The organism is Levilactobacillus tujiorum (assembly GCF_012641185.1).
In the GTDB taxonomy this organism is placed as follows: domain Bacteria; phylum Bacillota; class Bacilli; order Lactobacillales; family Lactobacillaceae; genus Levilactobacillus; species Levilactobacillus tujiorum.
Genome location: NZ_JAAXLK010000010.1, coordinates 57370 through 74019 on the forward strand (window position 1 = coordinate 57370; position 16650 = coordinate 74019).

The 16650-nt window shown below is 47.7% G+C and carries 18 protein-coding genes and 1 tRNA gene; 13 read left to right on the forward strand and 6 right to left on the reverse strand.

Annotation, left to right across the window (positions count from 1 at the left end; all coding sequences use genetic code 11):
- Positions 1 to 5 precede the first annotated feature (5 nt).
- The 7 genes from HF569_RS06415 (at position 6) to HF569_RS06445 (ending at position 5930) form a co-directional block, all read left to right on the forward strand.
- Positions 6 to 1007 (forward strand): zinc-dependent alcohol dehydrogenase family protein, encoded by a 1002-nt coding sequence (locus tag HF569_RS06415; protein ID WP_168849093.1) that lies wholly within the window; start codon positions 6 to 8, stop codon positions 1005 to 1007.
- 61 nt (positions 1008 to 1068) lie between these two features.
- Positions 1069 to 1797, forward strand: a complete 729-nt coding sequence (locus HF569_RS06420) for a fructose permease (RefSeq protein ID WP_168849092.1) — start codon at positions 1069 to 1071, stop codon at positions 1795 to 1797.
- Positions 1798 to 1823: 26 nt separating this feature from the next.
- Positions 1824 to 2216 carry a VOC family protein gene (locus HF569_RS06425; protein WP_168849091.1) on the forward strand — a complete coding sequence of 131 codons (393 nt, stop codon included), beginning with the start codon at positions 1824 to 1826 and terminating at the stop codon, positions 2214 to 2216.
- Positions 2217 to 2829: 613 nt separating this feature from the next.
- Complete coding sequence (gene scrK, locus HF569_RS06430; protein WP_168901771.1) at positions 2830 to 3705, forward strand: fructokinase ScrK; 876 nt, start codon at positions 2830 to 2832, stop codon at positions 3703 to 3705.
- Positions 3706 to 3722: 17 nt separating this feature from the next.
- On the forward strand, positions 3723 to 4727 hold the full coding sequence (locus HF569_RS06435) for a zinc-dependent alcohol dehydrogenase family protein (RefSeq protein WP_168901772.1): 1005 nt from the start codon (positions 3723 to 3725) through the stop codon (positions 4725 to 4727).
- Positions 4728 to 4766: 39 nt separating this feature from the next.
- On the forward strand, positions 4767 to 5516 hold the full coding sequence (locus tag HF569_RS06440) for a fructose permease (protein WP_168901800.1): 750 nt from the start codon (positions 4767 to 4769) through the stop codon (positions 5514 to 5516).
- A gap of 24 nt (positions 5517 to 5540) precedes the next feature.
- Positions 5541 to 5930: a VOC family protein gene (locus HF569_RS06445; protein WP_168901773.1), complete on the forward strand. Its 390-nt coding sequence runs from the start codon at positions 5541 to 5543 to the stop codon at positions 5928 to 5930.
- Between the two features lie 65 nt (positions 5931 to 5995).
- Here HF569_RS06445 and HF569_RS06450 read toward each other — a convergent pair whose 3' ends face one another.
- On the reverse strand, positions 5996 to 6976 hold the full coding sequence (locus HF569_RS06450; RefSeq protein ID WP_168901774.1) for a LacI family DNA-binding transcriptional regulator: 981 nt from the start codon (positions 6974 to 6976) through the stop codon (positions 5996 to 5998).
- A 249-nt stretch (positions 6977 to 7225) separates the two neighbouring features.
- Here HF569_RS06450 and HF569_RS06455 point away from each other — a divergent pair.
- Positions 7226 to 7297: transfer RNA gene (locus HF569_RS06455), tRNA-Gln, on the forward strand.
- Between the two features lie 201 nt (positions 7298 to 7498).
- Here the strand turns inward: HF569_RS06455 and HF569_RS06460 are convergent.
- Together HF569_RS06460 and HF569_RS06465 are read right to left on the reverse strand one after the other, a co-directional pair.
- The gene (locus HF569_RS06460) at positions 7499 to 8086 is read right to left on the reverse strand and encodes a zeta toxin family protein (protein WP_168901775.1); all 588 of its coding nucleotides are present in this window, start codon (positions 8084 to 8086) and stop codon (positions 7499 to 7501) included.
- Positions 8086 to 8268, reverse strand: coding sequence for a hypothetical protein (locus tag HF569_RS06465; RefSeq protein ID WP_168901776.1), 183 nt, complete (start codon positions 8266 to 8268; stop codon positions 8086 to 8088). Before HF569_RS06465 ends, HF569_RS06460 begins: the two co-directional genes overlap by 1 nt.
- A 187-nt stretch (positions 8269 to 8455) precedes the next feature.
- On the opposite strand from HF569_RS06465, the gene rihA reads away from it, so the two are divergent.
- A complete protein-coding gene (rihA, locus tag HF569_RS06470) occupies positions 8456 to 9388 on the forward strand; it encodes a pyrimidine-specific ribonucleoside hydrolase RihA (protein WP_168901777.1) in 933 nt (310 codons plus the stop codon).
- Between the two features lie 106 nt (positions 9389 to 9494).
- Here the strand turns inward: rihA and HF569_RS06475 are convergent, their stop codons facing one another.
- Positions 9495 to 11186 carry an aryl-sulfate sulfotransferase gene (locus HF569_RS06475; RefSeq protein ID WP_332870965.1) on the reverse strand — a complete coding sequence of 564 codons (1692 nt, stop codon included), beginning with the start codon at positions 11184 to 11186 and terminating at the stop codon, positions 9495 to 9497.
- A 317-nt stretch (positions 11187 to 11503) separates the two neighbouring features.
- On the opposite strand from HF569_RS06475, the gene HF569_RS06480 reads away from it, so the two are divergent.
- Entirely contained in the window at positions 11504 to 12229 is a 726-nt protein-coding gene (locus HF569_RS06480) for a MerR family transcriptional regulator (RefSeq protein ID WP_168901779.1), read from the forward strand.
- Positions 12230 to 12585: 356 nt separating this feature from the next.
- Here HF569_RS06480 and HF569_RS06485 read toward each other — a convergent pair whose 3' ends face one another.
- Positions 12586 to 13521: a C39 family peptidase gene (locus tag HF569_RS06485; protein WP_168901780.1), complete on the reverse strand. Its 936-nt coding sequence runs from the start codon at positions 13519 to 13521 to the stop codon at positions 12586 to 12588.
- A 298-nt stretch (positions 13522 to 13819) separates the two neighbouring features.
- Positions 13820 to 14377, reverse strand: coding sequence for a cysteine hydrolase family protein (locus HF569_RS06490; protein WP_168901781.1), 558 nt, complete (start codon positions 14375 to 14377; stop codon positions 13820 to 13822).
- A 261-nt stretch (positions 14378 to 14638) separates the two neighbouring features.
- Between HF569_RS06490 and HF569_RS06495 the strand changes: the two genes are divergently transcribed.
- The 3 genes from HF569_RS06495 to HF569_RS06505 are packed head-to-tail and all read left to right on the forward strand — an operon-like array spanning position 14639 to position 16558.
- Positions 14639 to 14956, forward strand: a complete 318-nt coding sequence (locus HF569_RS06495; RefSeq protein WP_168849078.1) for a PadR family transcriptional regulator — start codon at positions 14639 to 14641, stop codon at positions 14954 to 14956.
- Entirely contained in the window at positions 14949 to 15593 is a 645-nt protein-coding gene (locus HF569_RS06500; RefSeq protein ID WP_168901782.1) for a DUF1700 domain-containing protein, read from the forward strand. The genes HF569_RS06495 and HF569_RS06500 overlap by 8 nt, the downstream gene beginning before the upstream one ends.
- Positions 15590 to 16558, forward strand: coding sequence for a DUF4097 family beta strand repeat-containing protein (locus HF569_RS06505; protein WP_168901783.1), 969 nt, complete (start codon positions 15590 to 15592; stop codon positions 16556 to 16558). Before HF569_RS06500 ends, HF569_RS06505 begins: the two co-directional genes overlap by 4 nt.
- Positions 16559 to 16650 lie beyond the last annotated feature (92 nt).

Here is a 16650-nt window from a genome sequence, read left to right on the forward strand (position 1 = left end):
AACTGATGAAAGCTTTAGTTTTAACTGGAACCAAGAAGATGGAGATTCAAGATTTACCAACCCCAGAGGTTAAGCCCAACGAAGTGTTGGTCAACACCGCTTATGCCGGAATTTGTGGAACCGACCGGGCCTTGTACGCTGGGCTACCAGGTTCAGCCGATGCTGTGCCACCAATCGTTTTAGGCCATGAAAACTCAGGGATTGTGGCCGCAATTGGGAGCGACGTTACGAACGTTAAAGTCGGTGATCACGTGACCGTGGACCCTAACATTTACTGTGGCGAATGTGACTACTGCCGGACTGACCGTCCAGAACTCTGTGACAATCTGTCAGCCGTTGGGGTAACGCGTGATGGTGGATTGGAAAAATCCTTCACTGCACCAGCCTCAGTCGTTTACCCACTGCCAGATAACGTTTCATTGAAGGCAGCTGCAACGACAGAACCTATCTCCTGCGCCGTCCACGGGGTGAAATTATTGGACTTGACGCCATATCAAAATGCTTTGGTCATCGGTGATGGTTTCATGGGACAAATCTTTGTTCAATTGTTACAAGCTTACGGGGTTCACCAAGTGGATCTTGCCGGTCTGAACGATAAGAAATTGGCCTTCAACAAGGAAAAATTTGGCGTCACAAATACGTACAATACCAAGCGTGAAAGTATCCCAGCCGATTACGATGTTGTGATCGAAGCCGTTGGGTTACCACAAACGCAAGAACAAGCGGTTGAAGCCACCAAGAAGGGTGCCCAAGTCCTGATGTTCGGTGTGGGTAAGCCAGATCAAACCTTCTCGATGAACACTTATGAAGTTTACCAAAAGCAACTGAAGATTCAGGGTGCCTTCATCAACCCATACGCTTTTGAAGATGCCATCGCTCTGTTGGCTAGTGGTCAGCTGGATGTTGAATCCTTGATCAGTCATGAAGTTAGCCTGGAACAAGTCGAAGATGTCTTGAACGGTAAGGTTGAAGGCGTTAGCAAAGCAGTTGTTAAAGTCAGTGACTAAGTAAAGGTAAGGGATTATTGTGAAAGTTGAAGCAACAGCTATCGACGAAGGGGCTGAATCTATGGAACTTGAAAATGGGCGGACCATCTCAATGTCCAAGTCAATTGCCTACTTCGCGTTATCACTCGTGATTAACTCGGCGGGAAATGTTCTCACGTTGGTTACGAGCGCCAAGATTCACCCGTCCTTCTTAGGGGCGGCCTATTGGTCAGCGGCAGAAGCTAACTTAGGAACGGCCTTTCACTGGAATCTGTTTTGGGCGTTTCTCATCATGGGGTTTCTGACGTCAGTGTTGAATGCCATTTTGATTCATCATTGGGATTGGAAACGGATTGCCGGTAATATGGTCTTCATGGTGCCTTTCTCCGCGTTGATTCAGGTATTCGAAGATTTCTTTGATGGCAAGTATCCGGCGTTATTCGCAGGCCTGCCGGAAGCGCATAGCACGGGGATGGTGATCTTCTACGTGGCGCTGAACTTCTTAGGAGTGGCCTTCATTGCCACAGCGATTTCAATCTATCAGCGGGTTAACTTAGTCTTACACCCTGCCGATGATCTCATGCAGATTCTGCGGTTCCGTTACTTCAAGGGGAACGCAGCCAGAGCGATGTGGGCATCATACATTCCACCAACCATTATGGCGATTGTCGCTATTGTGATGACGCGAACCTTTGTAAACTTTGGTCTAGGGACCGTCTTTGCCTTCCTTGCTCAAGGGGGTATTACCGGGATTGCCGATAAGACGATCTTCCCTAAGCTGAAGCACCAGGCCGTGGATGTCGGTAAGTAACTTGATAGGATAAGGAGAAGATAATGATGGCAGTTCAAGATTTTGTGACGGGAATTCAACATGTCGGGATTCCTTCAAGTGATTTAGACCGGACGATCGCATTCTACAAGTCGATCGGCTTTGAACAAGCAGGATTATTCCCTAATGGCGACAATCGGTGTGCCTTCATGCGGTTAGGTAACTTGACGATTGAAACCTGGGAGGGCGATCCCACCAATCCGACGGCGGGTGCGATCAATCATATTTCCTTAAATACCACGGATATTGACCAAGCGTTTGCAGCCGCAAAGCAACAAGGCTTAGAATTGGTCAATGACGAGATTCAATCCATTCCTACTTTCTGGAGCAAGGGTATTCGGTTCTTTAATATTTTGGGACCAAACCACGAGACGATTGAATTCTGCCAGATCTTAGATTAGCATAATTTGGTTGCACTCCGGCTGCCAGGGATTCCGCCTGCTGTGGGGAAGCCTGCGGCCTGAGAAGCGGTCCTCCGGCTCGGTTGGAAGCCCGGCAAACCACCGGTCTTTCAACACGTCCCACGCTGTAAGCCGATAAACGGCTAACAGCGTCGACACAGCTGGCTCCATATCTGCCGACCGGTAAGGCGAAAACGGATCGCCAGGGTTGCCTGGTTTAGTTTCACTGTGATTGCTAGAATCGGGCGTTAATAAAAAGAGAATTGAAGAGAAGCAGAGAGTCCGTGTCGATGATGGCACGGACTTTTTGTACGCCCTTATTGATAGCGCTTACATCAATAGTGGATTAGTTGCAAGCACTGTGCAAATTTGACCCAGTTGCACGTTGTAAAACAGAATATTGGGGATTTGAAACGAAAAATGCAATCGATTACATTTTGGCTGTCATCGGATTAATTACAGTTTTCTGAAAAGATGACGGCCGATCGGAAACGTTTTTACCGTAAATCCGATGTTATACTGAAAGCGCTTTAAAGGTGAACCGGCTAGTCATTCACGGAGTAATAATAGGTCACGGTTTTTATGACCGCGACGACATTTGGAGGGAGTCAACATGCAACTTGGCAGTATTGAAGCAGGAGGAACAAAATTTGTCTGTGCGATTGGCAACGAGGATTATCGCGTTCAAGACAAAGTTCGCATTCCAACGACCACCCCAGAGGAAACGTTGCAGCGAACCGTCGCTTACTTTAAACAGTTTCCGGATGTCAAAGCCATCGCGATTTCATCATTTGGTCCGATTGAGCTGCGGCACAATTCGCCCAAGTACGGGTACATTACGGATACGCCCAAGCAGGGGTGGGCGAACACCGATTTTGTTGGTCGGTTGAAGCGCGATCTGCCAGTCCCTATGTATTGGACCACGGATGTTAACGGCTCGGCTTACGGCGAATACATCATGTCGACGTTATTCAATGAGCAGATTAAGTCGCTGGTTTACTTCACGATTGGTACGGGAGTCGGTGCCGGTGCGATTGTCGATGGCCATTTCATTGGGAGCCTCGGTCATCCTGAAATGGGCCATGTGCGGTTGAAACGGCATCCAGACGACCTAGACTTCCCGGGAATTTGTCCGTTCCATGGCGATTGCCTGGAAGGTTTAGTGAGTGGGCCCACGTTTGAAGCACGGGTTGGTAAGCCCGGCAAGGATGTTCCTTTGACGGATCACGTCTGGGACATTATGGCCTACTACGTTGCGCAGGCCGCGCTCCAAGAAACGCTGATGTTGCGCCCCGATAAGATCGTTTTCGGTGGTGGTGTCGTCAGTGAAGATTTCCTGGTTAAGGTCCGGGCGGAGTTCGCCAAGTTATTAAATGGTTACGTTAGTGTGGGAAAGTTGACCGATTACATTGTGATGCCAGCGGTTAAGGACAATGGATCGGCAACGATGGGTGATTTTGCCCTCGCACTGAATGAATACAAAAAATAAGAAAGGGAGTTTCAATGATGAAAGCTTTAGTTTTAACTGGAACAAAACAAATGGAAATTCAAGATATTACAAAACCAGAGGTTAAACCTAATGAAGTCTTAGTCAACACAGCCTATGCCGGTATTTGTGGAACCGATCGGGCGCTGTATGCGGGACTCCCAGGTTCTGCTAACGCTGTGCCACCCATTGTATTAGGTCACGAAAACTCGGGGATCGTTGCGGCTATCGGGAGCGAAGTGACCAATGTTAAAGTTGGCGATCGTGTAACCGTTGACCCGAATATCTACTGTGGCCAATGCAAGTACTGCCGGACTGATCGCCCTGAACTCTGTGATCACTTGTCAGCCGTTGGGGTGACGCGGAACGGTGGTTTGGAGGAATCCTTTACCGCACCTTCTAGCGTTGTTTACCCAATTCCTGAAAGCGTCTCCTTGAAGGCGGCGGCTACGACTGAACCCGTTTCTTGTGCGGTTCATGGGATGAGCTTAATCGACGTTAAGCCTTATCAAAAGGCCTTGGTCATTGGTGATGGTTTTATGGGTCAACTGTTCGTGCAATTATTACAAGCTTACGGCGTTCACCAAGTGGACTTTGCGGGGATTATCGACCAGAAGTTAGCCTTTAACAAGGAAAAGTTTGGCGTCACCAACACTTACAATACTAAGCGTGACAGTATTCCTGCCGATTACGACGTCGTCATCGAAGCCGTTGGTCTTCCTGAAACGCAAGAACAAGCCGTTGAAGCAACTAAGAAGGGTGCTCAGGTCTTGATGTTTGGTGTCGGGAAGCCTAACCAGACATTCTCAATGAATACGTATGAAGTTTACCAAAAGCAATTGAAGATCCAAGGCGCCTTCATTAATCCTTATGCCTTTGAAGATGCGATTGCACTGCTCGCTAGTGGCGAATTAGACGTCGAATCCTTGATCAGCCACGAAGTTAGTTTGGAACAAGTTGAAGATGTCCTGAACGGTAAGGTGAAGGGTGTCAGCAAAGCGGTTGTTAAAGTCAGTCAACAGTAAAGGTAAGGGATAGTTATGCGAGCTGAAGCAGTCAGTCAGATGAGTCATCGCGAACGGCACAGCCGTCCAACCAGTGGCCGCACACTGTCAATGTCAACGTCACTTGCTTTCTTCGCTCTGTCGATTGTGATCAATTCGGCAGGGAATGTGCTGACGCTGGTCACTAGTGCTAAGATTCAACCGTCTTTTCTAGGTGCAGCGTATTGGTCGGCTGCCGAGGCTAATTTAGGAACCGCGTTACATTGGAATCTATTCTGGGCGTTTCTGATCCTGGGGTTTCTGACGGCAGCGCTCAACGCCGTCCTCATTCATCACTGGGATTGGAAACGGATTGCTGGGAATATGGCGTTTATGGTCCCATTTTCCGCATTGATTCAGATCTTTGCAGATTTTTTCAATGGTAAATACGCTTTCTTCTCCGGTCTGCCGGTAGCCCATGGCACAGGCATGGTGATCCTCTACGTGCTACTGAATTTTCTGGGGGTTGCGTTGATTGGGACAGCCATTTCCATCTATCAACGGGTCAACTTGGTCTTACATCCCGCGGATGATCTCATGCAAATCTTACGTTTCCGGTATTTCAAAGGCAATGCCGCCAGAGCAATGTGGGCGTCCTACATTCCGCCGACCATCATGGCGATTATTGCCGTGCTGATCACGCATACCTTTGTGAACTTTGGGTTGGGAACCGTCTTTGCCTTCCTCGCTCAGGGTGGGATCACGGGAATTGCCGACCGCGTAGTCTTTCCACATCTCAAGCACCAACAGGTTGATGTGGGTCAGGTGTAAATTAGCTGTGAGAGGAGTTTAAATATGGCGATTAGTCAATATATTACAGGAATCCAGCACGTGGGGATTCCAACAGCAGATTTAGATCGTACTATTTCGTTTTATCAGTCATTAGGATTTGAGCAAGCGGGATTGTTTCCCAATGGGAAGAATCGTTGCGCGTTCATGCGCCTCGGGAATCTAACCATTGAAACCTGGGAGGGCGATCCGACCAATCCAACGGCGGGCGCCATCAACCACCTGTCTTTAAATACCACAAATATTGAGCAGGCGTTTGCGGCAGCTAAACAACAAGGCTTGACGTTGGTCAACTCGGAGATTCAGTCGATACCGACCTTTTGGGAACGAGGAATTCGATTCTTTAATATCTTGGGTCCCAATCATGAAACGATTGAATTCTGTCAGATTCTATAAGTGAAAATGGAAAAAAATCCTCGTCGTGACGGGGATTTTTTTGGTATTGCGACCCAGACTGGATATTACGAGCGGGGGATGATTTCAGCTGGTAGCCGAAATTCTTGGGTGGGTAATTGATCGTTGGCGACCCGGGCGAGGAGGCGTTCGACAGCGACTCGGCCTAGTTCGGCAATGGGTTGTTTGGCGGTCACAATGGGTTGTGGGAGGAAGTTAAACCACTCGTTGTCATCAAAGGCCCCCAATTGAAAATGGGTGAGTTGAAGGTCAGGCAGCTTGGTGAGGACGCCAGTCATAATGGTGTTATCGGCCGCAAAGAGGGCATCGCATTTCTGATTAACGAGAAGCTGACGGGTCATTTGTGGGACGTTACTACCATCGGTTCGGGCCGTTACCTCGATGTCAGGATCTGGTGATATATTGGCCGCGGCCAGCGCCCGATGATAGCCCTGTAGGCGTTCCGTGGCGGTGGCCGAGACGGCGCTGTTAATAATCCCGATGCGTTGGGCGCCACGTTTAATCAAACAATCAATGATATCTTGCGTGCCTTGAATGTTATCAACCAAGACCCGATCATATTGGGAGACGATATTGGCAGGGGGCATGCGATCAACGAAGACGGCAGGGGTGTGCCCCAACATCTTGGGATAATCGGTGAAGGCGCCAGCGCTGGTGATGATTAAACCGTCAACCTGCTTTTCCAGCATAAGGTTGATGCCCTTAGCTTCTTTTTTTAAGTGTTCGTCAGTATTCACGATCAGGACGTCGTAGCCGGCCTGACTGGCGACATCTTCAATGGCCCGGCTAAGTTGGGTGAAGAAGCCGTTGAGGATATCGGGGATAATCATGCCTAGGGTATGGCTGCGTTGCACGCGGATGCTCCGAGCGAGGCCGTTGGGATGGTAGCCCAGCCGGTCGGCAATCGTTTGGATTTTTAAGCGAGTGGCTTGTTTGACTTGGGGGCTATTATTAAGGGCTCGCGAAACGGTGGCTTCTGACACCCCGGCTTGTTGGGCCACATCTTTAATGGTGATATTCGTCGACATAAAGTTCACTTCTTTACTATTAATAATTTAATTATTAATTATTGTGGGAAACGATAGAGAATTGCTTTGGATTAAGCGGACAAGTGGTATTGTCGTTGCGTAATTATTATATTTATCGTAGCGGTTGCAACGGGGTGGCGTCAACTATTTATACGGACCGTGGAAAAATTGTTAAAAAAAGGGTTGCATTCCCTGGGGGAGAAATGATAAAATTATTTTCTGTTGGGGGTTAAACCTTAACCAACTCATTGGGCTATAGCCAAGTGGTAAGGCAACGGGTTTTGATCCCGTGATGCGCTGGTTCGAACCCAGCTAGCCCAATCAGAGGTTTACGAAATCCTGTCGACTTAGTCGGCGGGATTTTTTATATTCTGGGCCAACTGTTGGTAATGTACTACCTAACGCTTGAAATATGGTAGTGGCGATGGCCTTTTCCTACGCTACTTGGCATGCAAAAATATCCGTTGCCTGGCATCAAGTGATTTGATTGCCAACAACGGATATTTTAGACCTCAAAATGCCTCATTCTGGGGCTAGTTCTTTAGCTTTAGGAAGCCATGGTGCTGAGCTGAGATTATCTAATAGGATTTTTTCGTCTTGACGAGCGTAAATTAATTGGAAGCGATAATCATTGGTATAGATCTTGACGTTATCTACTATTCGCGCAATCTCTGGTAGGTGTTTTAGGGATTGATCAAAGCGTTTCAAGATCAGCTCACGAGGGACACCGTGACCGCCTTTCTCGAGTCGCTGCTGTACCCGGTTAATCGCCGTTTGAGGGCTGGCAACCCCAACATATAACAATTCCACCGAGAATTCTTGGTGGTGAGCGTGTTCGATTAACTCCCGTTGAGTTTTCCCGTTACCAGCTAGTGTGGTTTCCATATGGAAAGATTGTGATTGGGCTATGCAAGTTCGAATGTCCTTGAGTTCACGGCGTAGAGCGTCTAAATTATCGGCCGTCTTTTGCCAATGACCATGCTGTTGACGAAGAATTTCATCAGCGTTGAACCGTCTGGTCTTGTCGAAGAGTTCGGGATTATCCAGGTATAACGTTGATTTACCAGCGCCATTGACGCCCGCGACGATAATGAAAATAGGCTTACTCATCAGCGGACGAATCCCTTCTGTGTGATTGTCTTTTTCTGGCGTTCACCTAACACATAGTTGTAGAGTGCTAGAAAGACTGCCTTTTTGGCGGGATCCTTCTCGTATAATGCGCCGTTAAGTAAATCGGTAATGTTACATTTCTCCGCGTCATTTAAAATATCTGAAACGGGATGACTAGCCATGAGATCACCAGACTTTCTGCAAATTTAATCGTGAGACTAGAGAGATTGACACTATAGTATCATCGTTTTTTCGTCCAGGCTAGTAGAGTTGATAGAACAACTTTTGTAGGACCTGCTATTGTAAGCGCAACCATCATCGCATAAAATAGAAAGTATATCAATGAATTAATCGGATAGGAGTTTTCCCATGAAAAAGATAATTATGGATTGTGATCCCGGCCACGATGACGCCTTGGCAATGATGCTGGCTATTGCCAATCCAGAGCTTGATTTATTAGCGGTAACCACTTCTGCCGGCAATCAGACGCCGGAAAAGACGTTAAATAATGCCATGCGATTGCTGACCTTGATGCATCACCAAGAAATTCCAGTCGCAGGGGGTAATCGCACCCCACTAATGAAGCCGCTGGAAACAGCCGGCAACGTGCACGGTAAATCCGGGTTAGATGGTGCTGAATTACCCGATCCCGATTTTAAAGTTCAGGATCTGACGGCCATCGAGTTAATCGCCAAGACTTTAAGGGAGAGCGCCGATCCCGTGACACTGGTGGTCACCGGACCGATGACTAACGTTGCGTTGTTCTTACGAGTTTACCCAGAGCTCAAGTCTAAGATTGAACGGATTGTCTTCATGGGTGGCGCCATGGGATTAGGCAACTGGACGCCATCGGTTGAATTCAACATTTATGTTGATCCCGAAGCAGCGAAGATTGTGTTGAATGCGGGTATTCCACTGACCATGGCACCCTTAAACGTTACGCATAAGGCCCAGATCCTAAAGCCGGAAATCGCAGCGGTAGGTAATATTGATAATCCAGTCGCACACGCGTTCAAAGGCTTACTAGATTTCTTCGAAGTCTATCATGAAAATCCTAAATGGGGCTTCAAGGGTGCGCCATTACACGATCCTTGTACAATCGCTTGGCTAATTCATCCGGAAATGTTTAAGAGCGAGCTCATGAATGTAGATGTTGAGACGCAAGGTGAACTGGTTCGAGGCGAAACAGTCTGCGATTACTATGAACTAACTGGCAAACCGAAGAATACTGAAGTGCTGCTGGATATTGACCGACCAGCCTTTATTCAGCTAATTATGGACTCGTTGCGGACATTTGGATAGCCAAAAAATTAACGTGGGACAGTAGGCGGTTAGCCGGCCCACATAGCCATGTGGCACGCAGAAAAGCCTGGGACCGAAATCCCAGGCTTTTTTCGTTTAGTAATACTTACTTAGTGGCATCAAATGTGTAGGCCGAGCTGTAGAAGGGAACGCGGTAGGCACGGTAAGCATAGGCCTTTGAGGATGCATTCTTCATGGTCGCATTGAAGACTTGCTGACCACTCTTGGTGACCTCAATAATGTTACTTTGTTGGCCGCCATTTTTATAGCCGAAGTCAATGAGAACGTTGCCGTTGCTCTGTTTTTCAGCGTAGCCAATCACACTTGTGAAGTTGGCTTTTCCTAACGATTTACCGTAGGACCAAGTCGAAGTGATCGTCATCTTTTTGGTATCCACGTGATAGGCAACGGCTTGTGAATACTTACCAGACGTCTTCTTATTCCCGTTAGTCACGTCAATGTTGTTGTCGTAGAGCATGAAATTCTCACTATTGGCGGAGCCTTGGCCGTTATTGTTCAATAGATACAGACCGTGCTGGCCGCCGGGGACAATCGTGCCCTTGGTAGGGGTCAAGACGTATTTGCGATAGGCTTTCGGCCAGCTCGACTTCTTTTTGCCGCTGTAGAGCCACTTGATGTGACCGGTCTGATAGTCTAGCTTAAGAATCAGATCTTGATTGCGGCTGGACAGGACGATCGAGTGGTCGGTCTTGTCGTAATCCACGGCATTGTTGTGTAGCCAGTCGATCTTACCGTCAGACCCCTTTTTGAAATTGGCCCACATGGACTTGGGGAGGATCTTCTTGAGATCGATCACTTTGACAATCTTACCGGTCTTATGGGAGACTTCAATTAACGTATCTTCTTTGTATTTAGAGCCGTCAGAAACCGTTGCGAGGAAATTATGATTGGGGAGCTCGACCAAGTCATGGTGGATCACGGTGGTTTCCGTGCCGCCATCGGAGCTACTGGTCTTATTCGCAAAGCCGTATTCCTTGTAGACGCGGCCGAGATAGTCGGTTTCAATCAGATCATTGTAAACGTTGGAGCTTTGATTTTTCTTGGAGAGAATCATGATGTGGCCGTTGGACCATTGTTCAATGGTATGCTGAGAGTAGTTGGTGTCATACCAACGCACGGCGCCATCGGCATCAATTGCGAACGGTTGCTTGGTCGTTCGATTGATGATGGTCAGTTTATTCTTGCCGATGGCCATTTTAGATTTATTCACGTTTTTGGTCGTGATGGTGGCGTTCTTGATATATTTAGGGAGAGCCCCCGTCTTCAACTTCAGGGTCTTAGTACGGGTTGTCCCGTCCTTCGTAGTAGCGGTGATCTTGACGGTGTTGTTGTAGTCAGCGTACAAGCCTACGATAGGAACCTGGTGGATTTTGGTATAGCCACCCTTAACGGTATTGGTAATTGAGGTTTTACTGGTTTTGCCAACGACGGTATAGGTTACCTTTTCGGCAGTGCTAGATTTGAAGGTGACCAGTGCAGAAAGTGGCGATGAACCGTAGGGATTGACCTTCACGTAAGGATTAGCCAGGGTGTACTGGTTACTTTCAGCAGCGGCCTTGTAAGTCGCAGTAGCCGATTTTTGGGCGTCTTGGCGAGTGGTGATGAGCTTGGTGTCAAGATTCTGCTTAATTTGGGTGTCGGACAAGGCCACCCGATTTTCCTTGATCTGATAACGGGCGTTCTGATTAAGCGAATAACCGGTAAGACCGACTGTTAAAAAGGCTAGAAGCACGACCACCAAAAAAGTCAGGCGTGGGTGTTTGAATTTTAGTTTCACAGAGAACAGCTCCTTCATGTAGGTTGTAAAAAGATTTGATATATAATTAAAGTTAACCAACGAAATATGTTTATGTGTTAAATTGATTTGCTAGAAGGGTAACACAATAATTTGGTGGGGAAGTCTAAAAGTGAAGTAAATCTACAGAATAAACGTAAAAATAACCTGGGAAATTACGTGAATCAGTAATTTTAAGTCATATCAGCCCCGCATTTGAAAATATTTCCTAGGAAATAGGAGAAATCATCGATTAATGAGTTTAATCCTTGCTCGTGACGTCGCGTTATCCGGTATACCTAAGGTAGGAGGTGAATTCCATGTCAAAGTTTACAACGGGCGAGTTGGCCAAGCAGGCCCATGTCTCTGTACGAACGCTGCAGTATTATGATAAGCGCGGGCTCTTACAGCCAGCGGAAGTCAGTGAGGGTGGTCGGCGGTTATATACGTCAGCAGATCTGCAACGGCTTAAATTAATCTTGCTGTTAAAAAGTATGGGGCTGAAGTTAGCGGCTATCCAGGAAATCTTGGAAAGTGCGCAGTCGACGCGTGTGCTGGCACTACTGCTTGATCAGCAGACCCAACGCTTACAGGCTGAACAGGCAGCTAACGCGGAGAAGCTAAAGACGATAACGAAGATTCAAGCGAGCCTGGCTGATTCGGCGGTGCTACCCATTAAATCTATTGAAGACATGGAGCGAATTATGACGAATCGACAAGGACTACGCAAGATTCATACGAAGTTGGTGGTTGGTGGGCTCTTAATGGACGCTCTTGAAATTGGTGCCTTGACGTATAGCATTATTGTAGGAAACTGGTGGGTCTTTGGCAGTGCGATGGCGGTTGCCATTGTCTTTGCAATAGGGATGGTTTGGCATTACTTTAACGCGGTGGATTATATTTGTCCGGCCTGTTCGAGTCAGTTTCGTCCGAGTTTTAAGCAAGCATTTTGGGCGGGGCATACCCCCAAAACACGGAAACTCACTTGTCCAGTCTGTGGTCAGACAAACTATTGTGTAGAAGTATTAGGCCAGCAACGGCAGTGATGTAAAATCAGAAACAACCCAGTCAGTAGGGAGCTGACTGGGTTGTTTTGTTAGAGGAGTGGGACTTCAAAAACTTAGAGGGGGATAGTCATTCGAGGTGAATGGCGAATTTGAGGAAGTTGAACGCTCAGTGCTATTCAACAAAGCCTAGTGTACAAGGATTTTTACCGCTGAACTATTGGCTGACGGTAAGGATTGGCTAAGAATTTCTTAGAATTGAATGTTTTTAAAGATTGCGGAGCGAAAAGGTGCGTGATCCCTGGGTGGGTAGTGGAATTACTTCCTATGAATAAGAAAACAGCACGACATGGTTGATCATGTCGTGCTGTTCTGTGTGGTTAATGGGATCTTTTTAATTAATAGATGGTGATAGCCTGCTTACCATATTCCTTCTTGAAATGTGACATGGATTCCCAGCTGATAGCACCATGGTCGTACTTCATGTTCTTACCACCAGTTCCTGCTTTAGCAGTTGAGCTGTAGTAAAGCGGATCGTTGACTTTAAATTTACCATTCTTGTAGCCCACGATAACTTTACAGTGGTTGCGTTTCTTATCGCCGTTCTTTTGGTAGGAAGAGTATCCATAGAATAGAACGGGATAGCCGCCTTGGACGTACATCTTGATCTTGTTGGCACTGGACTTGGAAATATTAGCAGTTCGCTTGGTCCAATGGTGAGAGTATTTAGTTAAGGCAGCAGCGGTAATGACGTGGCCGAAACCGGCACCAGTATACACATTGCCCTTCTGGCCGCCCTTGGTAGGAACCATCGGTAAATGATCTTGTGCATAACGTAGATTTACTTTGACACCGCGATACCGGAGCAACATTGCCATGGAAGCTGAGGCACAGCCCCATGGTGCAAAGACTGGCTTATATTGACTGACGTAAGGGACCTTCATGACTTTGCTAGTTGTACTGGTGGCAACAGCGTGAGCATTAACGTAGCCAAGGTATTTCTTGTGTGAGTTGTATAGACGATAGTAAACCCGACCATTACTCAATTTATACTTACCATTGGCTTTATATGTTTTATGAAATAGCTTGTTTGAGGATGAAACGGCGTGCCAATTGTTTTGATAAACCTTGTAGTTTTTCTTAACAAAATAAACAGAATGTTTGTAGTTCCGCCAAGACTTGCTGTTTTTAGCTGGAACCGTTTTCGTTGCGGCGCTAGCAGAAGTCGTTGTTGGCGTCACTACGGGGATGCTGATGCTACTGCTAAGTGTAACCATTGCAAGTAGGACTGCACCATTACGGAGTAGTCGGTTACTTAGACTGTGTTTAACCATGATTGTTCCTCCTATGTAATATCTGTTTGCCACAAAACTGATTATACGCCAAAACTATTGTTTGTTTCAACATTATATAAGACTGATTTTATAAGGGAGGAGTCATTTAGTTATCTTATAGTCGTTCTGAGCCAATGGCTGGAAAAGTAAAAATGGGTCTGGGATAAAAGCCCCAGACCCATTTCCATATCCGAATTTACATTGTCGAAACGTGCGCCAAAAGGCAGCTAGCTCCGCTTAAGGCTGATAATCGCCTTTTGTCCCACTCTCATTTAGGTTATCTATTGGTTGGTGATTCCTACGGCACAATCGTGGCCCCTAGCGCCGTCTCAAAATGAGTCAACGCCCAGTCGTGGCCGGCTTGGTTAAAGCTTGCCACGGCGTCACGGTGAATGGCGAGTTGATAGCCTAGATTGTAGGCGTCGACGGCGGTGTGCAGGACACAAATGTCGGTACAGACGCCGGCTAAATGGAGGGTGTCCACGTGGCGTTCACGCAGGCGTAGGTCGAGGTCAGTTCCCGCAAAAGAACTGTACCGAGTTTTATCGAAGAGCCAGACGTTATCCGCCGCGGCGTGTTGATCGTACCAACTCTTTACGGGACCAAAGAGTTCTCGGCCCCAAGTGTCACGTACGTTGTGAGGGGGGAAGAGCTTGCTTTCGGGATGGTAGGGATCATGTGGTGTGTGGACGTCGGTAGGAAATAACACCCAATCATTGGCTTGGTGAAAGCTGTCGGCTAAAGCCACAATTGCCGGTGCTAACGCTTGTCCAGGTGTGCCACAGGTTAGGGCGCCTTCGGTAGCTACAAAATCATTAGTATAATCGATGATCAACAGTGCTTGGTGACTTGCCATGTTCATCCACTCCTTTAGGTTGTTGAAGCTAGTATGTCCAGTGCGCCGCGGCTTGTCAACCAACGGGAGATTAGTTTCGTTATATCAAGTGGTGATTTTATTAATAACGTTTTTGCCCGAGGCGCGAGCTTTAAACAATTGTAGCGATCCGACTTTTTATAAAATATTACCGGAAAATGATATTGACAGGGACGAGGCGACATCGTATACTATTGGTGAATTCATATTATATCGCGTATAATATTGGGAGGAGGAAAGCTTATGGCCATTCAGGTACCAACTGAACTCCTTGATGGCAGTGTTTTAGGGCTGTTGACGCAACAGGATCACTACGGCTACACCCTAACTCAGGAAGTTCGCCAACTCTTGCCGATCTCGGAATCGACCCTTTATCCGGTCCTACGGCGGCTGAAGAAAAATGGCTGGCTGGACACCTATGACGAGCCCTTTCAGGGACGCAATCGCCGGTATTACCGCCTAACTGACAGCGGTCGGGAACGACTGCAGGAGATTCAGGGGGACTGGCAGGACTTCAGTCAGGCAATTGCCCAGTTATTGGAGGGAAACACACATGAATGAATACATTAAAGAAGTAGAACGGCTGATTGGGCAACTGACCACTGCCGAACAGCAGGATGTCGTGGAGTATTACCGTGAATACTTAATGGATGCGGGAATCGAGAGCTACCAGCAAGCCGTTGATGAACTGGGGAGCCCCCGGTCTTTAGCCCGCAAAGTGTTAGCGGACTACTCTATCCGGCTCAGCGAACAGAGTCAGCAGGCCTCGCAGGCCCAGCCCTCTTCACGCGCAGCCGCTCAGGCAGCTAAGAGTAATGTTAAAACGGTCTGGCTGATCATTTTAGCGCTGCTATCCACGCCAGTGACCATTCCGATTTTGCTGGTTATTGGGGCATTATTATTTGCTCTGGTTGCTGTGCTGGGGAGTTTATTGGTCGCAGCGGCGGCGATGTACATTACCGTCGTAGCCGTTGGGGTAATGTGCTGTGTCGCAGCACTCTTTGTGATTTGGCAGACGCCGTGGACCGGGCTCTTTTACCTGGGAATCGGGTTGTTTGCACTAGGTGCCAGCATACTAGGTTGGTTAATCGTGAAATGGTTAGGGCGTAAAATCGTCTGGGCTTTGTCTTGGGCGGCCAAGGGAGTCTATCAGCGCTTTATTCCACGGAGTCGGGCAGAACGGGGGCGTAAACTATGAAACGCAGCGCAAAGATTGGGTTAACTCTAATGATTTTAGGAGCCGTCTTGTTTGGGGTTGGCTGGTTGAATCACGGGGACAAAGCAGTGGTATGGAACCGTGATACCAGAGGCTTTAAGACGGTCAAACGGGTGAAGCGTAGTTTTCGTCCGAACGCGTATCGACGCATTGTGATTGATTCTAAAGCACCGGTGACCATCAAAGCCGGGGATACGAATCGGGTGACGGTGAGTTATGTGGACGGCAATCCTAATCTGCCAACTGCACGCGTCACTAAGCAGACGTTGACGATTACGGGTGGTCGTTCGGCGGCACACACGAACTTTACCGTGTTCGGTTTTTCAGATGGTGTGACGACGAATAATGGGGTGCTGATCACCGTGCCGCGAGATCAGCAGCTCGATAGCTTGGTCGTGAAGAAGGGGAGCGGTAGCCTGTCATTACGGACACTACGCGCTAAGCAGGTGAACATTCAAAATAGTGACGACGTCAGTCTAATGGATCTAAAGGTCCAACGGGATGTGACCGTCCAGTCTAGTGACGGTGACATTTGGGCGGACCAGATTAAGGCGGATCGGTTAAGTATCAACACTGATGACGGGGACATTGGTGTATCCAATAGTCGGTTGGCCACGAAACAGAATCAATTGGTAACAAATGACGGGGATATTCGGTTGTCGGAGAGCCATCTTGACGGTGGCCGCCTTCATTCAGGGGATGGCGACATTAATTTGCAGGGGAACCATCTCACTAACCAGTTGACGGCGCATACGGCAGATGGGGATATTCATGCCTATATCGGTAAGTCAGCGGGGGCCAAAGTGTTTGCGCGGGATGCTGATATGAGTGATATCGTCGTCCAAGGAAAGAATCGGAAGAGCGGCTACTGGCTGCGGCAAGATGCCCAGGCGCAATACCGGTTGAGTACGGATGATGGGGATATCCGGGTAGCTAACAGGTCTTAAGTGAAAGAGTTGTGTCTGGTGCGCAACTCTTTTTTACTGGCTTCTGGGATGAAACGTGGTAGAATGTAATGACTGCTTTATACCGGATTAAA